Source organism: Arthrobacter sp. P1_D12, from assembly GCF_056406175.1.
Genome location: NZ_JBFUAR010000005.1, coordinates 358,632 through 376,509 on the forward strand (window position 1 = coordinate 358,632; position 17,878 = coordinate 376,509).

Below are 17,878 nucleotides of genomic sequence, written 5' to 3' on the forward strand. Positions count from 1 at the left end.
GCAACGGACCCCCTGCCAGCTTCTTCCCGTTTGTTATGTCGATTATTGGGAATGCAGACAGAGAATGCCGCTCGGAGGACGCAACGAGTGCGACTGCGGATAACGCTGACCGCCACACCGCTTTAGAATTTCTGGTAGCTGTCACCCGGGACCAGGGACGGGAAACCACGATGAAAGGAAGCCCATGAACACTGACCCAAGCAAGGCCGGGGCCGTGAATGCTGCGCCACTCACCGTGGACCCTACCGGGCAGGACCCCACCGTTAAGGACCCTGCTGCGGATGTGAAGCTGCAGCTTCAACTTGCTATTTTCGAGGCCAGCAAGGACTCCGAAGGCAAAAGCCTCGCCGAGATCCTAGAAAGCCTGCGGTCCGCCTTCGCCGCGCGCGGCGTTGCGGAACCGCCGGCCACGTGGTTAGAATCCGTCGCCTCTTCAGCGTTCTATGGTGAGCCCTACCTCCTTGATTTCCCCACTGCGATCGCAGCAGACGCCGTCGTGCCCGCTCCGAATCAGGAAGTCCGGAACCGCCTCGCGGCCCGCCGCGAACTTCGGGCGGAAGAGCTTCCGCCCGGAATCTTCCCCTCCGGGAACGATTGGGACGTGCCCGTCATCGAAGCTCCCGCGGGTGCCCCCGAGCCTGTCAACCCGGCCACCATGTCCCGGCGGGCGACGAGAATCGCTGCGGGCCTGGCGTTCGTAGGAGTTGTGGCCGCGGCCACCGTCGTGATCGTCCAGTCTGCCCGTGCATCCAACCGACACAGGACGACCCTGCGGGCCCGCACCCCTGGAGGGAGAGTCAGCTAAGGCAGCAAGCTCAGCTGCCCGCTGGCTCCCCGCCGCTTGGAGAAGAGGTTATTCTGCGACGGAACGTGGTGGAGTTCCGCTTTAACGTCTGAGTCAGCTCCGGTACCTCCCGGGAATCCTCGGTCGAAGTGTTGGGGAACTTAACGTTCTTCCGAGACGGTGATTGTTCCCGAGGCGGTGGCGGCTCGGAGTGCGCTAGCCTGAACGGCGTGGACCGCATAGACATGGATGACGCTGCAACACTCGTGACCCTGCTGCATGATGGGAGGCGCTCCTCGTCGCTCCGTGCGCTGCTGCCGGGGTGGGACATGCTGCAGGCCGACGTCCCTTCCCGGGAACGGGTAGAGACGGCAATAGCGGTCCTGGTCGGTTCCAGCCTTGCTGAGGTCGACTCATCGTGGGGGATGCGGCTCACGGAGCAGGGCGTGCAGCTCAGGCGGTCCGTGAAAGGTGCTCGGGGGATGCGGGAGATCCCGGGGGCAATCAGCGATCTGCTGGTAGGACGCCAGTTGAGCCGTGCAACGCTGAGTCTTCCTCACGAGGTCTTTGATGCGGCGCGCGAGGACTATCTGGACGCGGCCCAACGCAGGGCTGAGCGCCGATCGCGACATCGCTGGTGGTGGCCCGACCCATCCAGGCCCCGTCCAAGGAAGCCGTCGGGCTAGGATCGCCGCGCCGCTGAGCATGCCGACGTTGTCGCGGACGAGCTGCGCCAGCTGGGTCACCCGAACACATCCGAGTCGTTCACCCGTCTGGCCGACCACCTGCGCAGCGGTGTGACGAGGGCCGCGCAGGGAGTTCAAAGCAGACTTGTGTTCTATGCTGCGGGCGGGTTGCGGAAAGATCGCGGGCCAGCGGTTGCCAACGGCGGCCTGAATCCACAGGTCCTCGACCGTGCACCGCTGGTGGCGGAGACGTTTATTCGTTACGGAACGTCGTGGAGTTCCGCTTCAACGTCTAGTTTCTGATCTGCTTGAGGCCAAAAGCGATAGCCGCTAAGAACACGTGTTCTTGGCGGCTATCGCTTTTGCGAGCGGGTGAGGGCTTCACGGACGGTTGGTTATGAGGCGGACTCAAGCCAGGAGCTAACGGCGTCCCGTGCGGCGGCGGGCTGCTCGTGGAACAGGAAGTGGCCGGCACCCTCGACGACGGTGAACCGGGCCGTGGGCAGCGCTTTTCGAAATGCCCGCCTTCAACGAGCACGGACTGGCGCGCCCGCGCTTGGAGCTGCTCCGCGGAGTCGGCTCGGGCGGACGTGCTTACGAGTGCGAGAGCGGTGACGCGATCTGGCGCTTGTCGGATGACTTCGAGGGCGGCGACGTACCCTCCCATGCTTGTTCCGAGAACAGCAATGTCGCCGACGTTCCCGCGGAGGATCCGTTCGGCCATGGCCGCAATGGTGTCGTCTTGCCGGGTGTCGGCCAAAGTGACTTGCCCGCGCGTCCAGACGGTATCGATCACCGGGGCGTAAGCGAGGGAAGAGCAGAGCAGAGGCGGTATCAGGACAATCTTCACGTTCTCAGTCTTGCTGCACCCGCCGACAATAAACCATCGACGCAGGCGTTCTGGCTCACGGTAATCATTTCGACCATCAGAACAGACCAACCGCGTTGATCCAACGAACGAAACCGAATCTGTTATCAACGGGCGATGCTTACGGGCTTTACGGCCAGGTTGTTAGGATCGGGCCGACCATACTGACCATGAGCGTTTACCCGAGAGAGCGAGGATCCGTGAAAGCCGACCATTATGACAGTTTTGCCGGGAGCTACTCGGCGGAAAACGAGTCTAGCCTCCTCAACGCCTACTACGAGCGGCCGGCGATGATTGACCTCGCCGGCGACGTCGACGGCCACCGGGTCCTGGATGCAGGGTGCGGCTCCGGGCCCCTGTCCGCGGCACTGAGCGCGAAGGGCGCGATCATGACCGGCTTCGATTCCAGTCCTGCGATGCTCGAATTTGCAAGACTGCGACTGGGCGCAACCGCGGATCTATACTTGGCCGACCTCAGCAAGCCGCTCCCTTTCGCGGATGGCTCCTTCGACGACGTTGTCTCGTCCTTGGTCCTGCACTACCTGGAGGACTGGTCAGCGCCGCTTGCCGAACTGCGGCGTGTGCTGAAGCCGGGCGGTCGTCTGATCCTGTCGGTCAACCACCCCACGGTCAGCGTGATCACCCAACCAGCCGAGGACTACTTCGCCATCCGGCAGTACTCGGAGGATTACGAGTTCGATGGCGTGCCTGCGGTTCTGACTTTCTGGCACCGACCACTTCACGCGATGATCAACGCCTTCACATCGGCGGGATACCGCGTCGCCACCGTGAGCGAACCAGGGCCATCTCCAGACACGCCGCACGAACTCCTTCCGCCGCGCATCCTCACCGGCGAGAAGACAGCATTCCTGTCCTTTATCTTCTTTGTCCTCGAAGCCGGCTGATGGCAGCTGAGGGACGTGAGGACACGAGCCGCCGCCGTCCCAAGTTCACGCCAACGACCTGTCGCGATGGTCAACTGATGAGAAGGAGGCTCTTCGCCGCCCGGCAGCGCGGTAATTCTGCCAAGTAATTAAGGATTAACTGGAGGAGCCCCGATTCTCGGATCGGGGCTTTTCCCGTGTGCGGCGCTTTTATCCTTTTGTTACGCCGCGTCAACGTTTTGTGGGAAAGCTGGCCCTGCGGAACCTGCCCAATGTTGCAGCTCCATAACGAACTTTACGGTGAGTCAACTTTGGTGGCTCCAAACGGTCTTTGGGGTTACGCTTCATGCCATGTGAGACGGGCCACACTGCCGCTGGGGGAGTGTGGACGTCTGTCTGGCGCCTTCGGCGCCGGTCTCACCCACACCACAGAAACAAGGAGGCGGAATGCGCTTGGGTCGTATTTCCAAAGCAGTGGGCGTGGCGGCAGCAGCTGCCATCGCCCTCAGCGCCTGCGCGGGCAACAGCGGCGGGACAACCCCGACCACTGCGGCGGCAGCAAGCAAGCAAGGCGGATCGGCAACCGTAGTAGAGGTCAACGCGTTTAACACGTTCAACCCGAACACGGCCGATGGAAACACTGACATCAACTCGAAGGTCAGCTACGCCACGCACTCGGGCTTCTTCTACATCGACAACAAGCTCAACGTTGTCCGCAATGAGAAGTTCGGCAAGATGGAAAAGGTCTCTGACGATCCGCTGACGGTGAAGTACACCATCAACGACGGCGTGAAGTGGTCCGACGGCACTCCTGTTACCGCAGCCGACCTTGTGCTGCAGTGGGCCGCCTTCTCCGGTTACTACAACGACGCCGACGCGGAAGGTAAGACCGGAACGTCCTACTTCTCCTACGCCGGTGACCCCACCGGTATCGCCCTCACCGACTTCCCGGAACTCGGTGACGACGGCCGCAGCATGACGCTGAAGTACTCCAAGCCCTTCGCGGACTGGGAAATCGCCCTCGGCGGCCCCGGTATTGACATCCCCGCCCACGTCCTGGCCAAGAAGGCAGGCCTGGCGGACACCAAGGCGTTCATTGACCTGCTGAAGGGCATGCCCCGCGGCGATTCCAAGGCCCCCAAGCCGGCGAACGCCCAGCTCAAGGCTATGGCGGACATGTGGAACACCGGCTTTGACACCAAGACCCTGCCGGCCGATCCGAGCCTGTACCTCTCCAATGGCCCGTTCCTCGTCAAGAGCATCAACCAGGACCAGTCCCTGACCATGGTCAAGAACAAGGACTACAACTGGGGACCGGAAGCCAATCTGGACGAAATCACCGTCCGCTACATCGGTGAGGCACCCGCCCAGGTCCAGGCTCTCAAGAACGGCGAGGCGGACATCATCGCCCCGCAGGCATCCGCGGACACCGTGGAGCAGCTCAAGGCACTCGAAAGCCAGGGCGTGACGGTCGACGTCGGCAACCAGCTCGCGTACGACCACATCGACCTGAACTACTCCGGCCCGTTTGCCGACAAGAACGTCCGCGAGGCTTTCATGAAGGCCGTCCCGCGTGCGGACATCGTCGACAAGATCGTCAAGAAGCTGGATCCGAAGGCTGCACCGCTTGACTCCCAGCTCTTCGTTCCGGACCAGGCCCCGTACGCCGACTCGGCCAAGAACAATGGTTCCTCCGCCTACCAGGGTGTGGACATCGAGGGTGCCAAGAAGCTCCTCAACGGCGCCACCCCCGAAGTTCGCATCATGTACAACAAGGACAACCCCAACCGTGTTGACGCTTTCTCCCTGATCAGCGAGTCCGCCACCAAGGCCGGCTTCAAGATCGTCGACGGCGGCCTCGGCAAGTCTGACTGGGGCAAGGCCCTCGGTGACGGCAGCTACGATGCCACCATCTTCGGCTGGAGCAACTCGGGTGTCGGCGTGTCCGGCGTTCCGCAGATCTTCAAGTCCGGCAACGACTCCAACTTCAACCAGTTCAGCGACCCCGCAGCCGACAAGCTGATGGACGAACTGATTGTCACCACCGACAAGAGCAAGCAGGACGGCCTCGTTGCGCAGATCGACAAGATGATCTGGGATTCGGCCTACGGCCTGCCGCTGTTCCAGTCGGTTGGCGTGGACGCGTACAGCGACCGCATCACCGGTGTGAAGTACATGCCGAACCAGACCGGCGTTTGGTGGAACTTCTGGGAATGGGCACAGAAGTAGCCCGCGACCCCAAGTAACACTGCTGGAAAGGCGTCGGGACCACAGCTTCTTCGGTCCCGGCGCCTTTCTGGCGACATCCCTGACGATGCCGTGGTCCCGCCGCCACATCGGCGGGAACCGGCCAAACTCCGCGACCGGTCCGGGCAATCCCTGGGCCCGAATTCCGAGGTTCTATTCCAATGGTGACCTACATCTTCCGGCGGCTCGTGACTGCCGCCCTCATCCTTCTCGGTGCGTCCTACCTCGTATATCTCCTGACAGCGGCGTCCGGCGATCCCCTCGAGGAATTCCGCGCCAACCCCACACCCCAGAAGCAGCAGCTCATGGACGCGAGGACCGAGCTCTTGCAGCTGGACACCCCGGCCCCGCTGCGGTACTTCAAATGGTTCGGCGGCGCTGTCCAGTGCCTCGTTCCGTTCGCCAACTCCTGTGACCTCGGGAAAAACATCGCCGGTCAGCCCATCACCGAAGCCCTCGGCTTCGCGCTCGTCCAGACCCTGACCCTCGTCACCGCGGCAACGGTGCTCGCCATCCTGATCGGCATCACCCTGGGCATCGTCACCGCCCTGCGGCAGTACAGCACCCTGGATTACGGCGTGACGTTCATGGCCTTCCTGTTCTTCTCACTGCCGATCTTCTGGGTCGCCGTCCTGCTCAAGGAATTCGGCGCCATCGGCTTCAACGACTTCCTGCGCAACCCCGACGTGCCGCTGCCCGCGGCCCTCGGGATCGGCGTCGTCGTCGGCGCAGTGACAGCCGTCGCGGCGGGCGGCACCATGCGGCGCCGGCTGCTGGCCGGCGCCGTCGCCTTCGCCTTCGTCACCGCGGTGCTCATTTACTTCTCCGCCACCGAATGGTTCAAGACCCCGGGCCTTGGCCCCGTGGTCATCGCCATTGCCGGTGTCGGCATCGCGTTCGCCGTGACCCTGCTCTCCGCCGGGCTGAAAAACCGCAAGGCCCTGCAGTCGGCCCTCATCGCCGTCGGCGTCGGGGTCGTGCTCTACTTCCTCCTTCCGCCGCTGCTCAATGAGGCCACATTCCTGATGATCGTGCTCCTGGCGGTCGCCTTCGTCCTGATCGGCATGGGCATCGGCTACCTGGTGGGGGGCTACGACCGCGGGCAGTCCATGCGGGCGGCAGCCATCACCTCGTTCCTGGTCGGCTTCCTGATCCTGCTGGACCGGTACATGCAGGCGTGGCCCAGCTACTTCAACAACAGCCGTGTGCGCGGCCGGCCGATCGCCACCATCGGTGCCAGCACGCCGAACATCCAGGGCGACTTCTGGGTCCTGAGCCTTGACTCCTTCACCCACCTGATCCTGCCCACCCTGGCCCTGATCCTCATTTCACTTGCCAGCTACACCCGCTTCACCAGGGCCTCGATGCTCGAAATCATGAACATGGACTACATCCGCACGGCCCGGGCCAAAGGTCTGAGCGAGCGGACCGTCATCATGCGCCACGCCTTCCGCAACGCCCTGATCCCGATCGCCACGATCGTGGCCTTCGACATTGGGGCGCTGATCGGCGGTGCCGTCATCACCGAAACCGTCTTCTCGGTCCGCGGCATGGGCTTCCTGTTCCTGGACGGGATCGCGCACACCGATCCCAACCCGGTCATGGGCGTCTTCATCTGCGTGGCCATCACGGCCATGGTCTTCAACCTCATCGCGGACCTCGCCTACTCCGCACTGGATCCGCGCGTAAGGGTAAAAGCATGAGCCAGCCAAGTCAGCAGGAAGTAATCATGGCCGAAGACGAAGCCTCGCGGATATCAGCCGCGGCCGGCGTTGAGCCGGTCCTTGAGGCCAAGGGCCTCAGCCAGGGCCAGATCGTCCGGAAGCGTTTCCTCGGACACTCCGGCGCCATTATCGGCCTCGTGGTGTTCGCCTTCATTTTCATCCTGGCCTTCACCTCGGTGGGCTACCTGGGAATCCCCGGCTGGTGGAAGTACTCCCACACGCAAGTCTCGCCACTGGTCAACGGCGGCGCGCCCACCTCCTCGCTGTGGCCGCTGGCCTGGGGCGAACATCCGTTCGGCCAGGACCGGATCGGCCGCGACCTCTTCGCCATGACCATGCGCGGCGCGCAGCAGTCCATCACCATCATGATCGTGATCGGCCTCATCGCCGGCCTGATCGGCGTCGTGGTCGGTGCCATCTCCGGCTACTTCCGCGGCTGGTCCGAGGCCATCCTGATGCGCCTGACCGACGTCATCATCATCATTCCGGCCCTGTTGCTGGCCGCCGTCATGGCCGCCCTCGCCGGCCGCCGGGACCAGGGGAGCTGGTTCGCCTCCTTCGCCAGCACCAACGGCGTTCTGGCCCTCGGGATCTTCCTGGGCCTGATCAGCTGGGTCGCCCTGGCCCGGCTGATGCGCGGCGAATTCCTGTCCCTGCGCGAACGCGAGTTCGTGGATGCGGCCCGGATTTCCGGCGCCAGCAACGCCAGGATCATCTTCAAGCACATCCTGCCCAACGCTGTCGGCGTGCTGATCGTGAACGTGACCCTGACCATGTCCGCCGCGATCCTCACCGAGACGGCGCTGAGCTACCTCGGCGTCGGCGTCAAGGCCCCGGACACGTCACTGGGCCTGCTCATCTCCCAGAACCAGCAGGCTTTCGCCACACGGCCCTGGCTCTTCTGGTTCCCGGGCATGTTCATTGTGCTCATCTGCCTCAGCATCAACTTCATCGGCGACGGCCTGAGGGACGCCTTTGACCCACGGCAGAAGAAGTTCAATGCCAAGAAGGCGGCCGATCATGGGGGTGCCGCGGTGCAGGCAGGTACCGTCACCGGACTTGGCGCCTCGGCGCCTGAGGATCCCCGCAACGACGGGCCGTCTGACGGAACACGGGGCCAGTAGATGCCGGCCCCCTGCACGACCGCTCTAACCGGCGGTAATCGCCAGGTAGCTTGCCGCCAGGAGCAGTACGACGGCGCCAATCGCCACCCAGCGGACTGTCACCGTTGCCGCGGTGCTGGCGGCGTCGCCTGCGGCGAGCTGCCCGCCTTCCACGAGGTCATGCCACCGCGCCCGCACCATCATGGCAGCCTGGCCGGAGTCCGTGGTCTTCAGATCTCCCGGACGGACCGACTTGCCGGGACCGTAAGTGGTTGCCGGCAGGCCGTGGAGGTCCTCCGGGCGGGCATGGCGGCCGCCCCAGATACCGGGGGCGGGCGCGGCCCAGGAGGTGTAGCTCTTCCGGGCGGTGACCAGCGTCAGTGCAAAACGGGTATCGACGTGCACCAGCGCTGCCCACGGCACCTCGATCGAGCGGAACGGATTCTCCAGAGTGACACCGGCATCGTGGACTACAACGGACGGCATCCAGAACAGTTGCCAGCCCATGAAGGCAATGAAGGCCAGCGGGGCGATGCCGCCCAGCGCCCCCGGACCCGCCATGACGACCGTGACCACGACACCGAACGCGGCCACCGCCCAGGACAGCAACGCGAACCACTTGTTGGTTCGTGCTTTGAAGACTTCAACATTTCCGGCGTGCGGCGTAGAGCTCATGCCCCCAATAATTCAGTATTCCGAGCCGCAGCACTAATCCCCGGTGCACCGGCGGCCCGGGCGGAAGGATAGCCCAACATGACTGACTTCATCACCCTCGATCCGCCGGCGTCACCTGTGCCTGGCAAAGGCGAAACTGTCCTGGAGGTCCGGGATCTCAGCGTGGATTTCGGCGTGGACAAGAAATGGGTCCCGGCAGCGATCGGCCTGAACTACGAGGTCCGGGCCGGCGAAGTACTCGCCATCGTGGGGGAGTCCGGCTCCGGAAAGAGCGCCAGTTCAATGGCGCTGCTGGGTCTGCTGCCCAGTAACAGCCGTGTGACAGGAAGTGTCAAGCTCGCCGGCCGTGAGCTGCTGGGGAGCAATGAGGCCAATATCCGCGCGGTGCGCGGCAAGGACGTCGCGGTGATCTTCCAGGAGCCGATGACGGCCCTGAACCCGGTGTACACCGTGGGGTCGCAGATTGTTGAAACTGTGCGTCTGCACAACGAAGTTTCCCCGGAAGAAGCCCGGCTCCGGGCCCTGCGCATGCTGGAACTTGTCGAACTGCCGGATCCGGAGAAGGCCTTCCGGTCCTACCCGCACCAGCTTTCCGGCGGCCAGCGCCAGCGCGCCATGATCGCCCAGTCGCTCTCCTGCGACCCGAAGCTGCTCATTGCCGATGAGCCGACCACGGCCCTCGACGTGACCGTCCAGGCCGAAATCCTTGACCTCATGCGCAACCTGCGGAACAAACTGGACAGTGCCATTGTGCTCATCACCCACGACATGGGAGTGGTGGCCGACCTCGCCGACCGGATCGCCGTCATGCGCAAGGGCCTGATCGTGGAGACGGGCACGGCAGCGCAGATCTTCCACAACCCGCAGCACGAGTACACCAAGGCGCTGCTGGCTGCGGTCCCGCACCTGGGTCAGGGTGGCGCGGATTCCACGGCGGACGTGGACGTCACCGCCGCCCTCGCCGCCGCGACCCACGTCGAGATCCTCTCCATTCCGGAAGACGAGCTGATCCGGCGGGAGCGCGAAAACGCCGCCGCCTTGGCCGCGGCCGAAGCGGCCAAGCCGAAGGGCGAGCCGGTCCTGGAGCTCACCGATGTCGCCATCGAGTACCCAAAGCAGGGCCGGGTGCCGGCCTTCCGTGCCGTGGAAGGGGCCAACCTGGTCATCTATCCCGGCCAGGTGGTCGGTCTCGTCGGCGAGTCGGGCTCCGGAAAGACCACCATCGGCCGGGCCGCCGTCGGCCTGCTGCCGGTGGCGGCAGGCACTATGCGGGTAGTCGGGCAGGACATTTCAGCAGCCAAGAGGAACGGCCGGCAGCTCCACGAGATGCGCCGGCATGTCGGCATGGTGTTCCAGGATCCGTCGTCGTCCCTGAACCCCAGGCTACCCATCGGGGAAAGCATCGGGGAGCCGATGTTCCTGGCACGGGCCGCAAAGGGCGCCGACCTGCAGCGGCGGATTGAGGCGCTGCTGGACCAGGTCGAGCTGCCGCGCGACTACCGCAACCGCTACCCGCACGAGCTCTCCGGCGGGCAGAAGCAGCGCGTGGGGATCGCGCGGGCCCTCTCGCTCAAGCCCAAGCTGATGGTCGCCGACGAGCCCACCTCCGCCCTCGACGTCTCAGTCCAGGCCAAGGTGCTCGATCTGTTCCAGAACCTGCAGAAGGAACTGGGGTTCGCCTGCCTCTTCGTCACCCATGACCTCGCGGTGGTGGACGTGCTCGCGGACCGGATCTGTGTCATGCAGCGCGGCAGGATCGTGGAGCAGGGGACCCGCGACCAGATCCTCCGCAATCCCCAGGAGCCCTACACCCAGCGGCTTTTGGCGGCGGTTCCGCTGCCGGATCCGGACAGGCAGCGAGAGCGCCGCGAACTGCGCGCGCAGCTGCTGTCAGGGGCCAGCTGAGGCTTACCCCGAGGGGGCTGGAACGGGGCCGAAAACCGGCAGATTCCAGTTAAGCGCGAGTAACCCAGGTCACACTGCGGGCGAATACTACCAGTCAGTAGCGTGTGACTTGAAATACCCTCCACTTGACGTTAATCGTCATGAGATTGTCGGATCACGGTTTGGCAACAGAGTTCCAACATTTGGACGGTTTAGGGCTAGGCTACTTCCATATGTAGGCCACGTCACAGGGGATACCCCTGTGCCTGCTTACGGGGAAGCATAAGTTTTTCCCTCACGAACTCCCACAACTCATAGGAGGCGGAATGCGTTTTTCGCGCACTTCCAAAGCACTGGGCATGGTGGCTATCGCCGCCCTCGCCCTGACCGGATGCGGTGCCAGCGGCTCCGCGACCGGTAGCGGCAGTACCGGCGGCGACACCAGCAAAGTGATCCTCGCCGACGGCTCCGAACCCCAGCGTCCCCTCATGCCCGCCGACACCAACGAAGTCGGCGGTGGCAAGGTCATCGACATGATCTTCGCGGGTCTGGTCAGCTACGACCCCAGCGGCAAGCCGGTCAACGAACTCGCCGAGTCCATCGAGGGCAAGGACGGCCAGCACTTCACCATCAAGGTCAAGAAGGGCCAGAAGTTCACGAACGGCGAGGCCATCACGGCCAAGTCCTTCGTCGATTCCTGGAACTTCGGCGCCGCAGCCAAGAACGCCCAGCTCAGCGGTGGCTTCTTCGAAAGCATCAAGGGCTACGACGAAGCCAGCGCAGAAGGCTCCAAGGTTGAGACCATGTCCGGCCTGAAGGTCGTTGACGACCAGACGTTCACCGTCGAACTGAAGCAGCCGGAATCTGACTGGCCGCTTCGCCTTGGCTACACCGCGTTTGTTCCGGTTCCCTCCGGTGCCCTGAAGGACCCGAAGGGCTTCGGCGAGAAGCCGGTCGGCAATGGTCCGTACAAGCTCGCGGACGGCGGCTGGCAGCACAACGTGCAGATCCAGCTCGTTCCGAACCCGGACTACAACGGCCCGCGCAAGGCCAAGAACGCCGGCGTAACGTTCAAGATCTACCAGAACGACGACTCGGCGTACCAGGACCTGATGTCCAACAACCTGGACATCCTGCAGACCATCCCGACCAGCGCGCTGAAGAACTTCAAGTCTGACCTCGGCGACCGCACCATCAACAAGCCGTACGCCGGCAACCAGACCATCGCCATCCCGGAATACCTGCCGGAATGGAGCGGCGAGGCCGGCAAGCTCCGCCGCCAGGCGATCTCCATGGCGATCAACCGCGAAGAGATCACCAAGGTGATCTTCAACGGCGCACGCCAGCCCGCCAAGGACTTCACGGCCCCCGTGCTTGACGGCTACAGCGACTCGATCGCCGGAGCCGAGAACCTGACTTTCAACGCCGACAAGGCCAAGGAAGCCTGGGCCAAGGCCGACGCCATCCAGAAGTGGGACGCGAACAAGACGTTCACCATTGCCTACAACGCCGACAAGGGCGGACACAAGGCCTGGGTTGAGGCAGTAGTCAACCAGCTCAAGAACACGCTCGGCATCAAGGTTGAAGGCAAGCCGTACGCCACCTTCAAGGAAGCCCGCAACGACGCCACCGCCAAGACCCTCACCGGCTCCATCCGTGCCGGCTGGCAGGCAGACTACCCGTCGCTGTACAACTTCCTCGGCCCGATCTACAAGACCGGTGCCGGCTCCAACGACGCCAGCTACGCCAACCCGACGTTCGACAAGGCCATCTCCGACGGCCTGAACGCCGCCTCGGTCAGCGACGGCAACAAGGCCATGAACAAGGCCCAGGAGATCCTCCTGACGGATCTGCCGGCCATCCCCCTGTGGTACCAGGTTGCCCAGGGCGGCTGGAGCGACAAGGTCTCCAACGTCGACTACGGCTGGGACGGCGTCCCGCTGTACTACAACGTAACCGGTAAGTAACAACAAAACGACGGCGGGGGCCGCCCATACTGGGGCCTCCGCCGTCGTCGTGTTTCCCCTCCATTTATTTTCTTGGTGCCCGGCTCTTTCGGGCGAACTTTTCGCAGCCCTGCCGCCGTGAGCAAACCGGCGCCGGCCTGCATCCATAGTGAAAAGGTTCTTTGATGAACAACTCCGCCGCATCCCTGGACAGGATGCCTGCCAACGAGGGTGTGACTCGCTGATGTCGACATACATCCTCAAGCGTTTCCTGCAACTGATTCCCGTCTTCCTGGGCGCAACACTGCTGGTCTATTTCCTGGTCTTCAGCCTGCCCGGTGACCCCATCGTGGCCCTGTTCGGCGACAAGCCGGTGAACGAGGCGGTCGCAGCCAAGCTGCGCATGCAGTACCACCTGGACCAGCCGTTCTGGATGCAATACCTGCTTTACCTCAAGAGCATCTTCACGTTTGATCTCGGCCAGGACTTCTCCGGACGCCCTATCGCCGCCGTGCTCGGCGAGGTCTTCCCCGTCACGGCGCGGCTGGCCATCATGGCGCTGATCTTCGAGGCCTTTTTCGGCATCGTCTTCGGCCTTATCGCCGGCCTGCGCAAGGGCAAGCTCTTTGACGCCACGGTCCTGGTCGCGTCCCTGGTTGTGATCGGCATCCCGATCTTCGTCCTGGGCTTCCTGCTGCAGTTCACCATCGGAGTCCAGCTCGGCTGGGCCAAGCCGACCGTCAGCTCCGCGGCGACCATCCCGGACCTCATCCTGCCGGCGATCGTGCTGGGACTGGGATCGTTCGCCTATGTCCTGCGCCTGACCCGCACGTCCGTCATCGAAAACATGAACGCCGACTACGTCCGCACCGCCACCGCCAAGGGCCTCTCCCGGTTCCAGGTGGTCCGCGTGCACATCCTGCGCAACTCCCTGATTCCCGTCATTACGTTCCTGGGCGCCGATCTCGGTGCCTTGATGGGCGGCGCAATCGTCACTGAAGGCATCTTCAACGTCCCGGGCGTAGGCAACCGGCTCTACCGGGCCGTGCTGTCCGGCGAAGGGCCCACGGTGGTCTCGATCGTCACCGTCCTGGTGCTGATCTACTGCCTGTCCAACCTGCTCGTTGACCTGCTTTACGGCTGGCTTGACCCGAGGATCCGTTATGACTCCTGATTACACCACCACCACCGCACGGCACGCCGATTCCCGCCGCCCGGCCCGCCGGACCGAGCACTTCGTGGCCGATGTCTCCGAGACCCCGCTCCAGGTAACGGACCGGGTCAAGGACGAAGCCGCACCGCTGAGCCTGTGGGGCGAGGCCTGGAAGAACCTGCGCAAGCAGCCGCTCTTCCTCATCTCCGCGTTCCTGATCCTGGTGGTCGTCGCGGTCTCCGTCTTCCCGGGAATGTTCTCGCAGATCGACCCCACGTCGGAGGCCTGCCAGTTGGCCAACTCCGACGCGGGCCCCGCCGCGGGCCACCTGCTGGGCTTCACCCAGCAGGGCTGCGACGTCTACGCCCGTGTCATCTTCGGCACGCGGTCCTCGGTGACGGTGGGCCTCTTCACCACCATCGGAGTGCTGCTGATCGGCGGCATCCTGGGTGCCGTCGCCGGCTATTACGGCGGCTGGATCGACTCGGTCCTGGCCCGCATCAATGACATCTTCTTCGCCCTGCCCCTGATCCTGGGCGCGATCGTGATGATGCAGCTGCCGATGTTCCGGACGAACAAGACCGTGTGGACCCTCGTGCTCATTCTGGTCATCTTCGGCTGGCCGCAGATTGCCCGCATTACCCGCGGCGCCGTCATTGAGGTCCGGAACGCCGACTTCGTCACGGCCGCCCGGTCGCTGGGCGTCTCGAAGTTCGGCGCCCTCATGCGTCACGTGATGCCGAACTCGCTGGCCCCGATCATCGTCGTGGCCACCATCTCCCTCGGCACGTTCATCGTGGCCGAATCCACGCTGTCCTTCCTGGGCATCGGGCTGCCGCCCAGCGTCATGTCCTGGGGCAACGACATCCAGGCGGCGCAGGCCTCGCTCCGGTCCAACCCGATGCCGCTGCTCTACCCGGCCATCGCGCTGTCCATCACCGTCCTGAGCTTCATCATGCTGGGCGACGCCCTGCGTGATGCCCTCGATCCCAAAGCCCGCAAGCGATGAAAGGGGACACCATGAGCGCCTCTGTTGACTTCCAGGAAGCTGAGTACGCCACTGAGCGCCCGCTGCTTGAAATCAAGGACCTGGCCATCGGGTTCACCACCAGCAACGGCGAGGTCAACGCCGTCCGCAACGCCCATCTCACCGTCATGCCGGGCGAAACCGTAGCGATTGTGGGCGAGTCGGGCTCCGGCAAGTCCACCACCGCGCTGGCTGCTATCGGCCTGCTCCCGGGCAACGGGCGGGTCGCGGCGGGCCAGATCCTGTTCGATGGCGAGGACATCTCCAACGCCAGCGAAAAGCGGATGATCGAACTGCGCGGCAACAGCATCGGAATGGTCCCGCAGGACCCGATGTCCAACCTCAACCCGGTGTGGAAGATCGGCGACCAGGTCCGCGAGACGCTGAAGGCCAACGGACTCCCGAGCGGCCCCGACGACGTCGCCAAGGTCCTGTCCCAGGCCGGGCTGCCCGACGCCGGAAGCCGCGCCAAGCAGTACCCCCACGAGTTCTCCGGCGGCATGCGCCAGCGCGCGCTGATCGCGATCGGGCTCGCCTGCCAGCCGCGCCTGCTCATCGCGGACGAGCCGACCTCGGCGCTCGACGTGACCGTGCAGCGCCAGATCCTCGATCACCTGGACAAGATGACCACGGAACTGGGCACCGCGGTGCTGCTGATCACGCACGACCTCGGCCTCGCCGCCGAGCGTGCCGACCAGGTGGTGGTCATGTACCGCGGCCAGGTTGTCGAGTCCGGGCCCTCGCTGGAGCTGCTGCAGAACCCGCAGCACCCGTACACCCAGCGGCTGGTCGCCTCGGCGCCGTCGCTGGCGTCCCGGCGCATCCAGGCAGCCAAGGAACTCGGCGTGGAAACCGACGACATGCTCGCCCCGAGCGAGACCGGCGTGGTTGAGCCGGCCAAGTCCGACGACGTCCTGCAGATCCAGAACCTCAGGAAGGTCTTCAAGCTGCGTTCCGGCCTGGGCAAGTCCACGGACTTCACCGCCGTCGACGACATCTCCTTCAACGTCAAGCGGGGAACGACGACGGCGATCGTGGGGGAGTCGGGTTCCGGCAAGTCCACGGTGGCGCAGATGGTCCTGAACCTCCTGACGCCGACCTCCGGCAAGATCATCTTCGACGGCGTGGACACCTCCACGCTGAACAACAAGGAGCTCTTCGCCTTCAGGCGCCGGGTACAGCCGATCTTCCAGGACCCGTACGGTTCCCTGGATCCGATGTACAACATCTTCCGGACCATCGAGGAACCGCTGCGGACCCACAAGATCGGTGACAAGGCCAGCCGCGAGAAGAAGGTGCGGGAACTGCTGGACCAGGTGGCGCTGCCGCAGTCCACCATGCAGCGGTACCCCAACGAGCTCTCCGGCGGCCAGCGCCAGCGGGTCGCGATCGCCCGCGCCCTGGCCCTGGACCCCGAGGTGATCATCTGCGACGAGGCCGTCTCGGCACTGGATGTGCTGGTGCAGGCGCAGGTGCTGAACCTGCTCGCCGAACTGCAGTCCCGGCTCGGCCTGACCTACCTGTTCATCACCCACGACCTCGCAGTGGTCCGGCAGATCGCCGACCGCGTGTGCGTCATGGAGAAGGGCAAGCTGGTGGAAACAGGCTCGACGGACGACGTCTTCGAGTCGCCGCAGCAGGACTACACCCGGGCGCTGCTCAACGCCATCCCCGGCGCCGGCCTCATGCTGCCGCCGGAAATGGACGTGGCCTGAGCGGCCGCTTCCTGAGGGCCTGAAGAAGTCCGCCGCCAGCAGCGCTTAGCAGCTGGCAGTACAGGAGCCGGTGTCCTCCCTCCGGGGCGGACACCGGCTCCTTTGTTGTGCTGTGGCCCGCGCGCTGGCGGTGCCAGCGGCGGTGGGACAAGCCTGCGTTAGTGGGACAAGCCGGCGAGCATGCTGGGGTCGGCGTAGTCAAACCCCAGGGACTGCAGCCTCTGGCCGAAAACGGCGCCCAAGGCCGCGTGGCCCTGCCGGGTCAGGTGGACCCGGTCGGCCATCGAGCCCGTCAGGTTGTACCGGGTGAGCCAGTCGCCCGCGCTGACGAAAGACAGCCCCTGCTGGTCCGCCACCCGTCCCAAAAGCGCGTCCACCTCGCTCCGGCGTCCTCCGCCGTAGTGGGCGCCGCGCCCGAGTGTGCCGACCATGAGTATCCGGGCGGCGGGGTAACGCTGCTGGATGCTGGCGATCAGCCGTTCCGAGTTGGAGACGATCTGCGCGTCGGAGGCGCCGCGTGCGGCATCGTTCCCGCCGCCTTCGATCACCACCAGGGGAGGAGTGCCGTACGGGAGTTTCCAGTCCCCGCGCTGAAGCGCGTCGATGTAGTTGCCGGTCCTGCCGTTGGACGCCACGAAACCGGTGCCGCCCCGGCCACAGAAGAAGACTTTGTACCCAGCCGCGGCCAGACCTTGCCTGGGCCAGCCGTAGGAAGGTTCCGATTGCGAGTCGCCAATCAACACGGCGACATTGCTGGTGTCCTTGACGATGATCTCGTTGCGGCCGTTTGCAGGATTGCGGTAGGTCGAGCCGCTCGGCAGAGCGGCGGGGTCGATGGTGGACCCGATGCGCGTCTTCGCCGCGGACCCGGCCGCGACCGGCATTCCTGCGCCGACGGCCGCTCCGGCCCCGCCGCCGGTCAGCGGCATGCCCACAGTTCCCGCCTCTGATGATCCAGCGTTGGAAGAGCCCGCGTCGGGCGCAGGTGAATGAGAGGTCTGTCCGCAGCCGCCAAGAACCACTCCGGTGGCGATCATCATTGCGACGAAGCGGGACAGGGCCGAGGCGTTTCGCATGAATGTCTCCGGGCTTGCTTGCTGCTATCAGAGCAATGATGGTGCATGGGCGCTGGAAAATCCAGTGACTTTACTCACACGTAATAGACCACATCCGTGCGCCCGT

At 64.4% G+C, this 17,878-nt stretch carries 13 protein-coding genes; 11 read left to right on the plus strand and 2 right to left on the minus strand.

Translation table 11 applies throughout. The annotated features are described in order from the left end of the window. Positions 1-184: 184 nt before the first annotated feature. From AC1DZV_RS06160 to AC1DZV_RS06185, 6 genes are all read left to right on the plus strand, one after another. Positions 185-805 (plus strand): hypothetical protein, encoded by a 621-nt coding sequence (locus AC1DZV_RS06160; RefSeq protein WP_476953241.1) that lies wholly within the window; start codon positions 185-187, stop codon positions 803-805. A 1,182-nt stretch (positions 806-1,987) separates the two neighbouring features. Further along, positions 1,988-2,419 (plus strand): hypothetical protein, encoded by a 432-nt coding sequence (locus AC1DZV_RS06165; RefSeq protein ID WP_476953242.1) that lies wholly within the window; start codon positions 1,988-1,990, stop codon positions 2,417-2,419. Positions 2,420-2,538: 119 nt separating this feature from the next. Beyond that, entirely contained in the window at positions 2,539-3,243 is a 705-nt protein-coding gene (locus tag AC1DZV_RS06170; protein WP_028275702.1) for a class I SAM-dependent methyltransferase, read from the plus strand. A gap of 426 nt (positions 3,244-3,669) precedes the next feature. Further along, entirely contained in the window at positions 3,670-5,451 is a 1,782-nt protein-coding gene (locus AC1DZV_RS06175; RefSeq protein WP_028275701.1) for an ABC transporter family substrate-binding protein, read from the plus strand. A gap of 179 nt (positions 5,452-5,630) precedes the next feature. After that, positions 5,631-7,172 carry an ABC transporter permease gene (locus tag AC1DZV_RS06180; protein WP_476953243.1) on the plus strand — a complete coding sequence of 514 codons (1,542 nt, stop codon included), beginning with the start codon at positions 5,631-5,633 and terminating at the stop codon, positions 7,170-7,172. A 26-nt stretch (positions 7,173-7,198) separates the two neighbouring features. Continuing rightward, positions 7,199-8,317, plus strand: coding sequence for an ABC transporter permease (locus AC1DZV_RS06185; protein ID WP_028275699.1), 1,119 nt, complete (start codon positions 7,199-7,201; stop codon positions 8,315-8,317). Between the two features lie 24 nt (positions 8,318-8,341). Here the strand turns inward: AC1DZV_RS06185 and AC1DZV_RS06190 are convergent, their stop codons facing one another. Beyond that, on the minus strand, positions 8,342-8,971 hold the full coding sequence (locus AC1DZV_RS06190) for a PH domain-containing protein (RefSeq protein ID WP_028275698.1): 630 nt from the start codon (positions 8,969-8,971) through the stop codon (positions 8,342-8,344). 78 nt (positions 8,972-9,049) lie between these two features. Here AC1DZV_RS06190 and AC1DZV_RS06195 point away from each other — a divergent pair, with 78 nt between their 5' ends. The 5 genes from AC1DZV_RS06195 (at position 9,050) to AC1DZV_RS06215 (ending at position 16,696) form a co-directional block, all read left to right on the plus strand. Continuing rightward, positions 9,050-10,876 carry an ABC transporter ATP-binding protein gene (locus tag AC1DZV_RS06195; RefSeq protein WP_028275697.1) on the plus strand — a complete coding sequence of 609 codons (1,827 nt, stop codon included), beginning with the start codon at positions 9,050-9,052 and terminating at the stop codon, positions 10,874-10,876. Positions 10,877-11,181: 305 nt separating this feature from the next. After that, positions 11,182-12,822 (plus strand): peptide ABC transporter substrate-binding protein, encoded by a 1,641-nt coding sequence (locus AC1DZV_RS06200; protein ID WP_028275696.1) that lies wholly within the window; start codon positions 11,182-11,184, stop codon positions 12,820-12,822. A gap of 223 nt (positions 12,823-13,045) precedes the next feature. After that, a complete protein-coding gene (locus AC1DZV_RS06205; protein WP_018773796.1) occupies positions 13,046-13,975 on the plus strand; it encodes an ABC transporter permease in 930 nt (309 codons plus the stop codon). Then, positions 13,965-14,963, plus strand: a complete 999-nt coding sequence (locus AC1DZV_RS06210) for an ABC transporter permease (protein WP_476953244.1) — start codon at positions 13,965-13,967, stop codon at positions 14,961-14,963. The genes AC1DZV_RS06205 and AC1DZV_RS06210 overlap by 11 nt, the downstream gene beginning before the upstream one ends. Before the next feature lie 11 nt (positions 14,964-14,974). Then, on the plus strand, positions 14,975-16,696 hold the full coding sequence (locus tag AC1DZV_RS06215; RefSeq protein WP_476953245.1) for an ABC transporter ATP-binding protein: 1,722 nt from the start codon (positions 14,975-14,977) through the stop codon (positions 16,694-16,696). A gap of 158 nt (positions 16,697-16,854) precedes the next feature. On the opposite strand, the gene AC1DZV_RS06220 is transcribed toward AC1DZV_RS06215, so the two are convergent. Further along, a complete protein-coding gene (locus AC1DZV_RS06220) occupies positions 16,855-17,772 on the minus strand; it encodes an SGNH/GDSL hydrolase family protein (protein WP_476953246.1) in 918 nt (305 codons plus the stop codon). Positions 17,773-17,878 lie beyond the last annotated feature (106 nt).

What these genes read in the sequence shown, in the direction of transcription:
- AC1DZV_RS06205 (WP_018773796.1), top strand. Translation starts at nt 13,046, where the DNA reads ATGTCGACATACATCCTCAAGCGTTTCCTGCAACTGATTCCCGTCTTC.
- AC1DZV_RS06210 (WP_476953244.1), top strand. Translation starts at nt 13,965, where the DNA reads ATGACTCCTGATTACACCACCACCACCGCACGGCACGCCGATTCCCGC.
- AC1DZV_RS06185 (WP_028275699.1), top strand. Translation starts at nt 7,199, where the DNA reads ATGGCCGAAGACGAAGCCTCGCGGATATCAGCCGCGGCCGGCGTTGAG.
- AC1DZV_RS06200 (WP_028275696.1), top strand. Translation starts at nt 11,182, where the DNA reads ATGCGTTTTTCGCGCACTTCCAAAGCACTGGGCATGGTGGCTATCGCC.
- AC1DZV_RS06160 (WP_476953241.1), top strand. Translation starts at nt 185, where the DNA reads ATGAACACTGACCCAAGCAAGGCCGGGGCCGTGAATGCTGCGCCACTC.
- AC1DZV_RS06165 (WP_476953242.1), top strand. Translation starts at nt 1,988, where the DNA reads ATGCCCGCCTTCAACGAGCACGGACTGGCGCGCCCGCGCTTGGAGCTG.
- AC1DZV_RS06220 (WP_476953246.1), bottom strand. Translation starts at nt 17,772, where the DNA reads ATGCGAAACGCCTCGGCCCTGTCCCGCTTCGTCGCAATGATGATCGCC.
- AC1DZV_RS06190 (WP_028275698.1), bottom strand. Translation starts at nt 8,971, where the DNA reads ATGAGCTCTACGCCGCACGCCGGAAATGTTGAAGTCTTCAAAGCACGA.
- AC1DZV_RS06180 (WP_476953243.1), top strand. Translation starts at nt 5,631, where the DNA reads ATGGTGACCTACATCTTCCGGCGGCTCGTGACTGCCGCCCTCATCCTT.
- AC1DZV_RS06215 (WP_476953245.1), top strand. Translation starts at nt 14,975, where the DNA reads ATGAGCGCCTCTGTTGACTTCCAGGAAGCTGAGTACGCCACTGAGCGC.
- AC1DZV_RS06175 (WP_028275701.1), top strand. Translation starts at nt 3,670, where the DNA reads ATGCGCTTGGGTCGTATTTCCAAAGCAGTGGGCGTGGCGGCAGCAGCT.
- AC1DZV_RS06195 (WP_028275697.1), top strand. Translation starts at nt 9,050, where the DNA reads ATGACTGACTTCATCACCCTCGATCCGCCGGCGTCACCTGTGCCTGGC.